The organism is Streptomyces kurssanovii (assembly GCF_040677245.1).
GTDB lineage: Bacteria > Actinomycetota > Actinomycetes > Streptomycetales > Streptomycetaceae > Streptomyces > Streptomyces kurssanovii.
Genome location: NZ_JBFAQK010000035.1, coordinates 28,215 through 40,745 on the forward strand (window position 1 = coordinate 28,215; position 12,531 = coordinate 40,745).

Sequence of the window (12,531 nt, forward strand, 5' to 3'; positions counted from 1 at the left end):
ACGCGAAAACCGTGAAGGCGGTCCGAAGTGATCCGATGGAACACCGAACAGACCGAGTTCCGCGAAGGTCTGGCACGGTGGGGTGAGGCGCTCAGCGCCGACCACATAGAACTGGACGAGCAGGCCACCTTCTCCTGGGACAAGTGGAAACTGATCCAGAAGACCGGCATCCTCGCCCTGCCCTTCGAGGAGGAACACGGCGGCCTCGGCCAGTCCCTCCTCACCACCATGTACGTCCTCGAAGGCCTCGGGGAGCACTGCCAGGACGCCGGCCTGAACTTCTCGGTGACCACCACCCTGGCCAGCACCGGCATCCCCCTCACCCGGTTCGGCACGCCCGAACAGAAAGAGAGGTACCTGCCCCAGATCTGCTCCGGCGAGGCGATCGGCGCCCACGCCATCACCGAGTCCGAGGGCGGCTCGGACGCGATGGCGATGACCACCCGCGCCGAACGCGACGGCGACCACTTCGTGCTGAACGGCAGCAAGACGTTCGTCAGCAACGGTCCCGTCGCCGACGTGTTCGTCGTCTACGCCCGCACCCGCCCCGACGGCGGAGCGCTCGGCGTCAGCGCGTTCCTCGTGGACCGCGACACCCCCGGCCTCACCGTCGGCAAACCGATCAAGAAGATGGGCCTGCGGACCTCGCCGCTGAGCGAGCTCTACTTCGACGACTGCCGTGTCCCGAGGACCCGGGTGCTGGGCCGGGTCGGCGGCGGGTTCATCGTCCTCGACCACGTGATGAAACGGGAGGTCCTCTTCTCCTTCGTCGTCAACGCGGGCGAGATGCAGCACCGGCTGGACCGCTGCCTCGAGTACGCGAAGACCCGCCGTTCCTTCGGCAAACCCATCGGCTCCCACCAATCGATCGCCAACAAGATCGTCGACACCAAGATCGGCCTGGAGACAGCCCGCAAATGGCTGTACGACACCGCCCAGCGCCTCGACGACGGCGAGAACGTCACCATCGACCTGGCCATCGCCAAACTCCTCACCAGCCAGGCCAACGTGGCCAGTTCCCTGGCCGCCGTGCAGATCTTCGGCGGACACGGATACATGTCCGAGTACGGGCTCGAGCAGGGCGTGCGCAACGCGGTCGGCGGCACGATCTACTCGGGCACCAACGAGATCCAGTACAACCGCATCGCCTCGATGCTGGGCCTGGGCACGTGACACCGTCCCCGCCCTCCGGGGCGGGGAACCGTCACCCGCCGGCCTCCGCCACCGCGGCCGCCGCACCGGCCGCGGTACCGGCCTGCGCACCCGCCTCCGCGGCCCGCCCGGAGCGGGCCAGCAGATCGAGGACGACGGCCGCGGTCCAGCTGAAGCCGGTCGCCCCGCGCGCCTGCCCGGTGTGCGGATCGACGTACTCGGCGAAGCCGGAACCACCGGCGAAGGCGAGCACCGCCTGCTCCAGGGCGTCGGCCAGGGCCGCCTCGCCGTGCTGCCGCAGCCCCCGCTCCAGGAGCCAGTTCACGTTGAACCAGGCCGGCCCGCGCCAGTAACGGGACGCGTCGAAGGCAGGGCCGCGCAGGTCGTAGCTGGGCACCAGGCCACAGGCCGTACCGAGCCCGAAATGCGGCCCCCTCATGGTGCGCACCAGGGCCTGCGCGACGGGCCCGGGAAGCGAGGGAAGCGCCAGCGGCAGCAGACCGGTGACGCTCCTGTCGCGCACCAGGGCGCCGGCGCGCACGTCCCGGCACAGGAACAGCCCGGCCTCCTCGTCCCACAGCCGCTCCACCAGCGCGGCGGTCAGCCGCTGCGCCCGGGACCGGTGCGGCGCCGCGTCCTGCCCCAGCTCGCCGGCGATGGCCGCCAGGGCGTGCTCCGACAGGGCGAGCAGCGCGTTGAACCCGGGGTCCTCGACGACGAACGCGTGCTCCGTGCCCGCGTCGCGGTAGCCGTGGTCCCGGTAGTGCGCGGCCAGCGCGACATACCGGCCGTAGTCCAGGTCGGTGGGCCGGTCCGCACGGTCGCCATGACCGAGGTCGGCCCGCCGGAAGGAGCCGGCCGGGGCCGGTTCCACCCGCTCGAGGGGCTCGTCCCAGCAGGGGCTGTTGTCCATGCCGGGCTCCCACGGGTGGAGCACGGCCGCAAGCCCGTGGCCGCCGAAGTCGCGGCGGCGCAGCAGATAGTCGTGCCACGCCACCAGCGCCGGCCGGACCCGCTCCAGGAAGCCCCGGCGCCGCGAGGCCTCCGGGTCGCTGCGGTGGACCAGCCAGGCGGCCAGCGCGTGCACGGGCGGCTGCACGATGCCGGACGTCTGCGTCGCGGCCGGGGCGCCCGCCTCCCGGCCCGCCGTGGAGGACCGCCAGAAGTCCGGGCTCGGGAAGTACGCCCCGAGCGGCACGGCCGGGTTGAAGACGATGTGCGGGATGCGCCCGTCGGCCCACTGGGCGGCCAGCAGGGTCTCCAGCTCGCGCTGGGCACGCTCGGGCGACAGGTGGCGCAGCCCGATGGCGATGAACGCGGAGTCCCAGCTCCACTGGTGCGGATACAGGGCGGGGGAGGGGACGGTCGAGGCCCCCGTCCAGTTGCCCAGCAGCACCTCGGCGGCCCGCCGGCGCAGCTCCTCGAGCCCGGCGGCCGGGGCCCCGGCGACGGCCTGCGCGGGCCCTGCCTGCGGCGGAACCACGGCCCGCGCGGGCCCGGCCTGCGGCGGGGAGACCTCGGGCCCGGCGGGGACCTGCGGGGGACCGGCCTGCGGCGGGACGAGAGGGCTGCGCGGCCTGGAGGCGTCGGCGGGAGGCTCACCGGGCGGCAGGGGCGCCTTCGGAGCGGCCTGCCCGGGAACGAGCGGGCCGCGGACGCGTTCCACCAGGGAGCTCCAGATGCTCGGGACCGCACGCAGCGGAGGACAGCGACAGGGTATGTGCCGCCCCCGTGGGAAATCACCACCTCCGCACAGTGACATTCCCGACATAAGCTCCCCGCGGGTGTGCGGCCGGCCTCATGCGCCCCGGGCGGCCCGCCCGCGCGTCCGCCCGCCCGCGCCACGCGCCCCGGGGCGGCCCGCCGCCGCGCCATGTGGCCCTCGGGGACCTGCCCGCGGTTCCGGTCGCCGCACCATGTGCCCCCGGGAGTCTGCCGCCGCGCCGCGCCACGTGCCCCGGGGCGGCCTGCCTGCGGTTCCGCTCGCGGCGCCATGTGGCCCCCGGCGGCCTGCGCGCCACGTGCCCCTGGGGGCCTGCCCGCGTCTGCCCAGCCGCACCACGTGCTCCCGGGCGGCCCGCGCGTCCGCCCGCCGCACCACGCGCCCCGCAACGCCGGCGCAACGCCCCGCCCGTCCGCCCCACCCGCACCTCCCGCGCGCCGGGCGGACCCGCCAGCGGCCCCCTTGCACCCCGCTTGCCCCCGGCGCGCTTTGCTGCCCTGAGGGCACCCGGCGCTCCGGCGCAGTGCCGGCGCCCTCCACCGGCACTGCGCCCCCGCTCCGGTGCGCCGGGCCACCCTGCCTTCCGGCGGCCGGGCCGGCACACCGCCCCGCACCTCTCGCCCTCGAAGGAGCACGCATGACGTCGTCCCGCTTCATCGAAGCCCTGCTCGGCGCCGAACGCCCCCTGGTCATGGAGGTCAAGCGGCGCGACGCGCACGGCATCGACCTCATGTCGGGCCGCACGCCCGCCGACATCGTCGCCGGTTACGAGGCGGCCGGCGCCCCCTGCATCTCCGTGGTGACCGGACGCTGGTTCGGCGGCACCCCCGACCTGCTGCGCGACGTCGCCCGCCTCACCGAACTCCCGCTGCTCCAGAAGGACTTCATCACCCGACGCGACCAGCTCGAGACCGCCAGGACCCTCGGCGCCTCCGCCGTGCTGCTCACCGCCGCGCTGCTGCCGGCCTCCAGCATGCGCTCCCTGGTGACCGCCGCCCTGCGCACCGGCCTCACCCCGTTCGTCGAGATCACCGGCGAGGCCGAGCTCGAGAACGTCCCGCACGCCGACGAGTGCGTGATCGCCGTCAACAACAAGGACATCAAGACCCGCGAACAGGACACCGGCGACATCGGCCGCAGCCTGGCCCTGCTGCCGGCCCTGACCGCCGCCGGGACCCCCTGCCCGGTCAGCGCCAGCGCGATCGACACCCCCGACACCGCCGCCCGCCTGCTGCGGGCCGGCTACCGGGGCCTGCTGATCGCCACCGCACTGCTGCGCACCGAGGACCTGCACGCCTGGCCCACCGTCAGCAGCGCCCGCCATGCCCCGGCCGCCTGAACCGCCCGCCGCGCCGGCGGCCCCCGCCGGGCCCGTATCCGCCCGTCCCCGGTCGTCGACACCCCCGGGCGATCCCGCGACCCCCGCCGTCCCGGCGCCCGCGACACCCGCGGCACCCGCATCCCCACCCGCCGCGCCCGCACCCGTCGCGCCCACGCCACCCATCGCGCCCGCGCCCGCGGCCCCGTCCCGTCCTGGGGCGGCGGCCCCGGGCGCGCCCGCGACCCCGGCCGGGCCCGTATCCGCGCCCGCGCCGCCCCGGGCGGCAGCCGCCCCCGCCGCCCGGCCGGGGACGGCGACCGCCGCGAGCCAGGGCGTGCGGATCGAGGAGATCATGCTCGACGCCGGCGCCCTTCAGCTGTCCGCCCTGTACGCGCGACCCCACCCCGCCGCCGGTGAACCCCGGGCCGTCGTCGTCGCCGTCCACGGCCTCGGCATGCACGCCCGCTACTTCCACTCACCCGCCCACCCCGACCTGTCCCTGCTCACTCTCGCCGCGCGCCTCGGCCACCCGGTCCTCGCCGTCGACCGCCCCGGCCACGGCCGCCTCGCCGCCCGCCACCCGGACGGCCAGCCGCTCGCCGAGCAGTCCGCCACCCTGCACCGGGCCCTCGCCGCGTTCGCCCGCGAACACCCCACCGGCGCCGGGTTCTTCCTCCTCGCCCACTCCTACGGCGGGAAGCTCGCCCTGCACGCCGCGGCCGACGACACCGACGACACCCTGATCGGCCTCGACATCTCCGGCCTCGGCCACCACTACGCCCCCGCCGCCCGCGGCTTCCCCGCCACCCTCGGCGGCGGCGCCTGGAGCCTCAACTGGGGCCCCATGCACCTCTACCCGCCCGGCACCTTCCAGGGCGCCCGCGCCCTGATGGCCCCCACCCCGCGCCGGGAGGAACACGACCCCGGCCCGCCCTGGCCGCTGCGCTACCGGCAGCTCGCCCCCCGCGTGCGGGTCCCCGTACGCCTCACCTTCGCCGAGCACGAACAGTGGTGGCACACCGACGACGCCGCCCTCACCGCGATGGCCGCCCGCCTCAGCGCCTCCCCACGGGTCCGCGTCGACCGCCAGGACGCGGCCGGCCACAACATCAGCCTCGGCTGGGCCGCCCGCCCCTACCACCTGCGCGCCCTCGCCTTCCTCGAGGAGTGCCTGCGCCCCTGACCGCGCCTCGGCACGACGCTGCCCCGGCCCCTGCGACAGGGGACCGGGGCAGCAGCGTGGACGGAACCGTCAGGACACCACCCGGCTCACCAGCTCGTCCCGCATCCGCGCCGGGATCCCCGGCGCGAACTGCCGCAGATAGTGCGACAGATGCAGGTCCGTGTTCACCAGGAACGGCAGGTCGAACACCAGCAGCCGGCGCACCGCCAGCAGCGGCACCGGCGAACGCAACGGCCGGAACTCCTCGTTCCACAGGCCCGGCTCCGCACACACCGGATGGAACTGGCCGATCATCAGCCCCTCGGCGACGAACTCGTCCTTCGCCGCCCGCTGGAGCATGTCCAGCGGCGCCGAGTCCGACCGGTCCAGATGCGGCAGCACCATCAGCAGCGTGAGCAGCTCCCGCTCCTCCGTGTCCAGGTCCACCGCCAGCTTCTCGTACCAGACCCGCAGATGCGCCACCGCGTCCGCGAGCTCGGCCTGGTCCGTCCCCGCCGCCGGCACGGCCAGCAGGAACAGGTCACGGCGCAGCGACGGCTGCGTGTACGGACACACGGGGCCGCTGCGGCCCAGCGCCGGATGCCCGCTCACCAGGAACTCGCGGCTCCACTCCAGAACCTGCCGCAGCGGCCCGGCATGCTCCGGTGGCACCAGGTCCTGCTCCACCTCGGAGGCGGAGAAGATCCTCAGCGTCTCGTCGCCCCTCATCGCGGGTCCCTCCACAGCGGCTCCAGCGACGGCCCGCCGTCGGGCAGCGTGAGCGCCGGCCCGGCCGGCGTGAAGCCGTGCCGCAGGCACGCCGCACGCCCGCCGGGCGAACTCGCCTCCGTGTACACACCCACGCCCCGCGCGTCCGCCCACGACGTCACCTCACCCACCAGCGACGCCAGCACACCCGCGCCGCGCGCCCCGGGGGACACCGCGCCGAACGCCAGGTAATAGTGCGGCCGGCCCACCGGATGGTGCGCCGCCTGCAGAGCGGTGATCTCCGACAGCCGGGCCGCGTCCTCGCCCAGCACCTGGGCGAACTGCCGCCCGTAGGCGTCACCGTGCCGCTCCACCTCCTCCCAGCCGCCCGGCGGCAGGAACGTCATCACCGCGTCCCGCCCGGCGGTGGTGCGCACCGCGTCGAACGCGAACGACATGGAAAGGAACACCCGGAAGAAGCCGGGCAGCACCGCGGCGCGGCGCCCGTCGTCGGGAGTGATCCACCGGGCGAGGGGATCATCGAAGAAAGCATCGGCCAGCAGCGCGGCCAGCACATCGGAATCGGCCCGCGACGCGGGCCTCCCGACACGTGCAGGCACCACCGGAACTGTTGACGAGGACAAGGGACCCATCCCTCCAAAGAGAACGGCGCCGGCCGTCCGCGCCCCGCACGCCCCGCCCCGCGGACCGGCCGGACTCACGGGTCCCGCCGCCCGCCCGCCGCGCCGCCGGCGCCGGACACGGCGAAGCCGTGCCCGCACCCGCGCATCACGGAGGGCGGCACCAGGTCCCCGCTCGCCTGCGGACCGGCCCGCGAAGAACGGGGCCTACTGCCTCCCGGCGGCCAGGGCGGCCAGCTGCTCCACCCTGGCGTGGAGCCGGTCGAGACGGAGCTCGGCCTCCGGCTTTATCAGGACACTGCGCATCACCCGCGCCGCACCGGCGTCCCGCACAACCCGCGGATGACGCCGGACGAACGCGTCGGCGTCCGCGCGCAGCACACTCAGGAACACCGGATCGTCGGCCGCGTACATGCCTTCGTGCAGCAGCCGCTCACAGGCCGCGTCGACGGACAGCAGCGAGAACGGCCGCACCGCGGGCACGTACGTGACGATGTCGAGATCCGGCCGCTGGTACAGCTCCAGCACGTCGGAGCCGGCCAGCAGGTCCGCCCAGCGGAGCGCCGCCCGGCGGCTCGCGGCGAGCATCTCGCCGAAGCCCTCCCGGTTCAGCGGCAGCAGCTGCAGCGTCAGCCACAGACCGGCCGCCGCCGCACCCGCCCGCGAGCACTCCAGGCTGATCTCACCCAGATGCAGCTCCGCCTGCGTGAAGTACGTATAGGGGGAGTCGTGCGCGAAATGCCGCCCGGCCCCCGGGTCGTTGAACAGCACCGCACCGCAGCCGTAGGGCTGCAGACCGTGCTTGTGCGGGTCGACCACCACCGAGTCGCACCCGGCGACCGCCGCCCACGGCCGCGGGTCCAGGCCCACCGGGTCCGCGGAACGGCCCAGCAGCGCGTAGAAACCGCCGTACGCCGCGTCCACATGCACCCGCGCCCCGTGGCGGCGCGCCATCGGCAGCACCTCGTGCACCTCGTCGACCGCGCCCAGCCCCGTCGTCCCCAGCGTCACCACCACGGTCCCGACCCGGCCCGTGGCCAGCAGCCGCTCCAGCGCCTCGAGCTCGATCCGGCCCCGCGCGTCGACCGGCACCCGGTGGCCCTCCATGCCCAGCACATGGCACATCCGCTCATGCGTGTAATGGCACTCGGAGCTGTAGGCGACGCCCCGGTCCGGATGGGACTGGCGCGCCACGTACAGCGCCTCCAGGTTCGCCATCGTGCCGCTGGTCGTCAGATGACCCAGCGGCTCCTTGAGGCCGAACATCGCACCGAGCGAGGCGACACACTCCCGTTCCATCTCGGTGGTCGCCGGACCGCCCTCCGCGGCATGGTTGTTCGGGTTGAACAGCATCGCCGTCACATAGCCGACGACGGCCGCCGGATGCGGCGCCTTGACCATCTGCCCCGCGTACGACGGGTGGAAGAACGGATAGTTGTCGTCCAGCCGCTTGGCGAACCGCTCGAAGACCGGCGTGAACGCCGCGTCGTCGATCCGGTGACTGGGATGGGCGGTGAACGGACCGAACCGCTCCCCGAACCGCTCGAAGACGTCCACCGCACGCGGAAGCCAGTACCGAAGATCCACGACAACGTCCTTCCAGGGCGGCACGACCGACGTCCCAGGTATACGGACAGCGGCGCAACGCCCCCGCAACGCGAGCCCCGCCCGGCCCCGGCCGCCGCCCGCCCCGACGCCGCGCACATCCCGCCCCGCGCGCCTCGCCGCACCCCACCGCCCAGGTGCCTCGCCGCACCCCACCGCCCGGGTGCCCGAGCGCCCTGCCCCGGGGCCCCGTTCCGCCGGGCGCGGGCGTACCCGAGTGCCGTGCGAGCCGCCCGTGCTGCACTCAGCCCGCCCAGCCCCTGCCCTCAAGGGAGAACCCCATGGTCACCAGACGCCGCGTGCTCGGCGCAGCGCTCGCCACCACCGGAACCTCACTGTTCACCGCCGCCGCTCTCACCCCGCTGCTCCAGACCCGCAGCGCCCGGGCCGGCACCCGCACCGCGAGCGCCCCGCTGTTCGCCACCGCGCTGCCCGTACCGCCCGTCCTCACCCCGCTGTCCACCGCCGGCGGCAAGGACACCTACGCCCTCACCCTGCGCCGCGCCCGCACCGAGATACTCCCCGGCATCAGCACCGAGGTCCTCACCTACAACGGCCACTTCCCGGGCCCCACCATCAAGGCAAGATCCGGCCGCCCGGTCGTCGTCCACCACCGCAACGCCCTGGAGAACCCCGCCTCCGTCCACCTGCACGGCGCCTCCGTCCCGCCCGGCGACGACGGCGCCCCCATGGACACCTTCGCCCCCGGCGCGACCCGCACCTACACCTATCCCAACCGGCAGCCGCACGCCCCGCTCTGGTACCACGACCACGCCCACCACCACGAGTCCGAACACGTCTACCGCGGCCTGTCCGGCTCCTACCTGCTCACCGACGACACCGAACAGGCACTGCCGCTGCCCGCCGGCTCCTACGACATCCCCATCGCCCTGCGCGACGCCCGCCTCGACGAACGAGGCCGCCTCGTCTACGAGATGGACGACGCCCTCGGCCGCACCACCCTCCTCGCCAACGGCAAGCCCTACCCCTACCTCCAGGTCGCCGCCCGCAAGTACCGCTTCCGGCTGCTGAACTCCTCCAACCTGCGCTTCTTCCACCTGCGCCTCGCCGACGGCGGCCCCATCACCCAGATCGGCTCCGACGGCGGCCTGCTGCCCGCCCCCGCCACCCTCGACTCCCTGTGGCTCTCACCCGCCGAACGCGCCGACATCGTCATCGACTTCTCCCGCTACCCCGTCGGCACCCGGCTCGTCCTCGAGAACACCCTCGGCCCCGGCAGCCCCGAACAGGTCGGCCAGGTCCTGCGGTTCGACATCGTGCGCACCGCGTCCGACCCCAGCCGCGTCCCGGCCGTGCTGCGCACCCTGCCGCCGCTGCCCACCGCGACCGCCGAACGCTCCTTCGAACTGCGCATGAGCGACGAGACCGGCGCCCCGACCGCCCAGGGCCTCATCAACGGCCAGGTCTTCGACCACGACCGCGTCGACACCCGCATCCGCCACGGCGCGAGCGAAATCTGGACCGTCACCAACCCCAACACCTTGGTCCCGCACAACTTCCACCTGCACCTGGTGCAGTTCAGGGTCCTCGCCCGCAACGGACAGGCGCCCGACGCCTCCGAGTCCGGCCTCAAGGACACCGTGCGGCTGCTGCCCGGCGAAACCGTCCGACTGCACGCCACCTTCGACACCTACCGCGGCACCTACGTCTACCACTGCCACCTGCTCGACCACTCCGCGATGGGCATGATGGCCCAGATGCGCATCAGCTGACGCCGGCCGGCCGCCTCCGCAATCCGGCGGCGGCCACCAGCGCCACAGCGGCGAAAGCGGCGCCCGCGACGAACCCGGCCGCCGCCCCGCCGCCGTGCGACGCCACCGTCACCAGCGTCGCGAGCCCCACCGAACCACCCACGCTCTGCACCGCGTTCAGCACCCCGGACGCCGCCCCCGCCTCCTCGGACGCCGGCGACGACGTCGCCAGCACCGTCAGAGGCAGCACCCCGCACGCCATCCCCGCCCCCAGCAGCACCAGCGCCGGCAGCACCACCGGGTAGGGGCCCGTCGCCGACACCGCCAGCCACCCGTTCCCGCACACCAGCAGCCCCGCACCCACCGCCAGCATCCGCCGCGCCCCCAGCCGCCGCAGCAGCCGCTCACCACCGGCCGCGGCGAGCGCCGTCGTCACCGGCAGCGGCAGCAGCGCACACGCCGCCACCAGCGCCGACCAGCCCCGCCCGGCCTGGAAGAACTGGTTGAGGAAGAAGTACGTGCCGATCACCGCGCCCGGCACCGCGAGCGTCGCCCCGTACGCCAGCAGCCGGTCCCGGTCGGCGAACAGCGCCGGCGCCACCAGCGGCTGCCGGGCCCGCCGTTCGACCACCGCGAACAGCACCAGCCCCGCGACCCCCGCCAGCACACCGCCCGCCACACTCGGGTCGCTCCACGGCCGCTCGGCCGCCCGCGCCAGCCCGAACACCAGCGCCGCCGCGCCCAGCGCCGACAGCAGCGCCCCCGCCGCGTCGAGACGGCCCCGCACCCGGGGCGTCTCGAGGAGCACGAACGGCGCCGCCACCACGATCGCCACCCCCACCGGCACATCCAGGTACACCACCCACCGCCACGAGCCGAGCGAGGTCAGCGCACCGGCCAGCAGCAGCCCGCCGGCCGTGCTGAGCGCCCCGGCCGCCGTGCACACCGCGATCGCCCGCGTCCGCGCGGGACCCTGGGGGAACATGCTCAGCAGCAGCGCGAGTCCGCTGGGCGCGGCCAGCGCCGCGCCCACGCCCTGCACCGCCCGCACCGCGATCAGCATCTCGCCCGAAGAGGCCGCCCCGCGCAGCGCCGCGGCGGCCGTGAACAGCCCCACCCCCGCCATGAACACCCGCCGCCGGCCCAGCAGATCACCCAGCCGCCCGCCGAGCAGCAGCAGCCCGCCGAACGCCAGCAGATAGGCCGTCAGCACCCACGAGGCGCCGACGGCCGACAGACCCAGGTCGGCTCGCATCCCCGGCAGCGCGATGTTCACGATCGGATCGTCCAGCTGGATCATCGCGTTGCAGCCGGCGATCACCGCGAGCGCGCCGGCCGCCCGCCGCTTCCTCCCCGCACCCCCGCCCGCACCGGATACGGACATGGACCCGGGCCCGGGCGCGGTCGTGGGCCGGGGCCGCGCGGGGGCGGCCGGCACCGGCTGGTCGGAGAGCTGCGCGGTCATGGTCGGCCTCCTCGAGATGCTTCCCGGCGCGGACAGCGCCCCCGGCACGCTCTCAGGGACCGCTCGAGAAACCGTCGAAACCCGCTCGCCCCGACACCCCGCCACAGCCGCCGCCACCAGGGGCCGCCCGCCCGAGCGGCCGGTGCCGCCTCGAGACCGGGCCCAGAACCGCTCGGACCGCCTGGCCGGCCACCGGGCCCGCGCCTAGGCTCCCGACGCCCGTGTGCGCGTCGCCCGACACCTGCCGCGAGCCTCGCAACCGACCGAGTGAGGACCCCATGGCTGCCAACCCGTACCACCCGTACGGCCCCGCGAACCCGTACGCGCCCGTGCCGCCCCCGCGTCCGGCCCGCCGGCCGAGCAGGACGACCGGCCCGCTGCTGGTGACCTCGACCGTCACCATGGGCCTGATGGCCGGCCTGTTCTTCACCTTCGACGTGTCGATCATGCCGGGCCTCGCCCGGACCGACGACCGCGTCTACGTCGAGGCGATGCAGAACTTCAACCAACTCATCGACAACAGCGGCCTGTTCGCGCTCGTGTTCATCGTCGCGTTCATCGCCACCACGACCGCCGCCGTCCTCGACTTCCGCCGCGGCCACCGCTCACCGGCCCTGTGGGCCGCGATCGCCGCGTCGCTCTACCTGGTGGCGCTGCTCATCACGTTCTCCGTCAACATCCCCCTGAACATGGAACTCGCGCAGCTCGGCGACCCGGCGAAGGTCACCGACTTTGCCCTCGTCGACAAGTTCAAGGGCATCTGGGAGACGACCAACATCATGCGGACGCTGCTGTGCGTGTCCGCGCTGGGCTGCCTGGCCCACTGCCTGAAACTCCACGGCCGCGCCACCGCCGCCGCCCCGGCCCCCGCCGCCCCGCAGGCCCCGCCGCCGCACTTCCCGCCGTACGCCCCGCGCACCCGCTGACCACCGGGCGCCGGGCCGGCCGCCGGGGGGCGGCCGGCCCGGCGCCCTCTCAGCCGTATTCTGCGTCCCCAGTTCAGGCACCCTGACCCGGCCGCGATCGGCACCGCCCGCACTTG

At 74.7% G+C, this 12,531-nt stretch carries 10 protein-coding genes; 5 read left to right on the top strand and 5 right to left on the bottom strand.

What is annotated here, in order from left to right:
- Positions 1–27 precede the first annotated feature (27 nt).
- Positions 28–1,173 carry an acyl-CoA dehydrogenase family protein gene (locus AB0K36_RS22905; RefSeq protein ID WP_189477004.1) on the top strand — a complete coding sequence of 382 codons (1,146 nt, stop codon included), beginning with the start codon at positions 28–30 and terminating at the stop codon, positions 1,171–1,173.
- Positions 1,174–1,204: 31 nt separating this feature from the next.
- On the opposite strand, the gene AB0K36_RS22910 is transcribed toward AB0K36_RS22905, so the two are convergent.
- Positions 1,205–2,635: an MGH1-like glycoside hydrolase domain-containing protein gene (locus tag AB0K36_RS22910; RefSeq protein WP_435877913.1), complete on the bottom strand. Its 1,431-nt coding sequence runs from the start codon at positions 2,633–2,635 to the stop codon at positions 1,205–1,207.
- 877 nt (positions 2,636–3,512) lie between these two features.
- Between AB0K36_RS22910 and AB0K36_RS22915 the strand changes: the two genes are divergently transcribed.
- Positions 3,513–4,214, top strand: coding sequence for a beta/alpha barrel domain-containing protein (locus AB0K36_RS22915; RefSeq protein WP_189477006.1), 702 nt, complete (start codon positions 3,513–3,515; stop codon positions 4,212–4,214).
- 316 nt (positions 4,215–4,530) lie between these two features.
- Complete coding sequence (locus AB0K36_RS22920) at positions 4,531–5,379, top strand: alpha/beta hydrolase (protein ID WP_364597387.1); 849 nt, start codon at positions 4,531–4,533, stop codon at positions 5,377–5,379.
- A 69-nt stretch (positions 5,380–5,448) separates the two neighbouring features.
- On the opposite strand, the gene AB0K36_RS22925 is transcribed toward AB0K36_RS22920, so the two are convergent.
- The 3 genes from AB0K36_RS22925 to AB0K36_RS22935 all read right to left on the bottom strand — a co-directional run bounded on the left by AB0K36_RS22925 (position 5,449) and on the right by AB0K36_RS22935 (position 8,294).
- Complete coding sequence (locus AB0K36_RS22925; protein ID WP_189473901.1) at positions 5,449–6,087, bottom strand: DUF6875 domain-containing protein; 639 nt, start codon at positions 6,085–6,087, stop codon at positions 5,449–5,451.
- A complete protein-coding gene (locus tag AB0K36_RS22930) occupies positions 6,084–6,686 on the bottom strand; it encodes a GNAT family N-acetyltransferase (protein WP_364597390.1) in 603 nt (200 codons plus the stop codon). The genes AB0K36_RS22925 and AB0K36_RS22930 overlap by 4 nt, the downstream gene beginning before the upstream one ends.
- Positions 6,687–6,914: 228 nt before the next feature.
- Positions 6,915–8,294, bottom strand: coding sequence for a pyridoxal phosphate-dependent decarboxylase family protein (locus tag AB0K36_RS22935; protein ID WP_364597393.1), 1,380 nt, complete (start codon positions 8,292–8,294; stop codon positions 6,915–6,917).
- 299 nt (positions 8,295–8,593) lie between these two features.
- On the opposite strand from AB0K36_RS22935, the gene AB0K36_RS22940 reads away from it, so the two are divergent.
- Positions 8,594–10,045 (top strand): multicopper oxidase family protein, encoded by a 1,452-nt coding sequence (locus tag AB0K36_RS22940; RefSeq protein ID WP_364597396.1) that lies wholly within the window; start codon positions 8,594–8,596, stop codon positions 10,043–10,045.
- Here AB0K36_RS22940 and AB0K36_RS22945 read toward each other — a convergent pair.
- Entirely contained in the window at positions 10,038–11,489 is a 1,452-nt protein-coding gene (locus AB0K36_RS22945) for an MFS transporter (RefSeq protein WP_364597399.1), read from the bottom strand. The two genes, AB0K36_RS22940 and AB0K36_RS22945, sit on opposite strands and share 8 nt — an antisense overlap.
- Before the next feature lie 278 nt (positions 11,490–11,767).
- Between AB0K36_RS22945 and AB0K36_RS22950 the strand changes: the two genes are divergently transcribed.
- Positions 11,768–12,415 (top strand): anthrone oxygenase family protein, encoded by a 648-nt coding sequence (locus AB0K36_RS22950; RefSeq protein WP_364597402.1) that lies wholly within the window; start codon positions 11,768–11,770, stop codon positions 12,413–12,415.
- Positions 12,416–12,531: the final 116 nt, after the last annotated feature.

Coding starts and splice junctions, on each gene's coding strand:
- AB0K36_RS22915 (WP_189477006.1), top strand. CDS start 3,513: ATGACGTCGTCCCGCTTCATCGAAGCCCTGCTCGGCGCCGAACGCCCC.
- AB0K36_RS22925 (WP_189473901.1), bottom strand. CDS start 6,087: ATGAGGGGCGACGAGACGCTGAGGATCTTCTCCGCCTCCGAGGTGGAG.
- AB0K36_RS22940 (WP_364597396.1), top strand. CDS start 8,594: ATGGTCACCAGACGCCGCGTGCTCGGCGCAGCGCTCGCCACCACCGGA.
- AB0K36_RS22945 (WP_364597399.1), bottom strand. CDS start 11,489: ATGACCGCGCAGCTCTCCGACCAGCCGGTGCCGGCCGCCCCCGCGCGG.
- AB0K36_RS22950 (WP_364597402.1), top strand. CDS start 11,768: ATGGCTGCCAACCCGTACCACCCGTACGGCCCCGCGAACCCGTACGCG.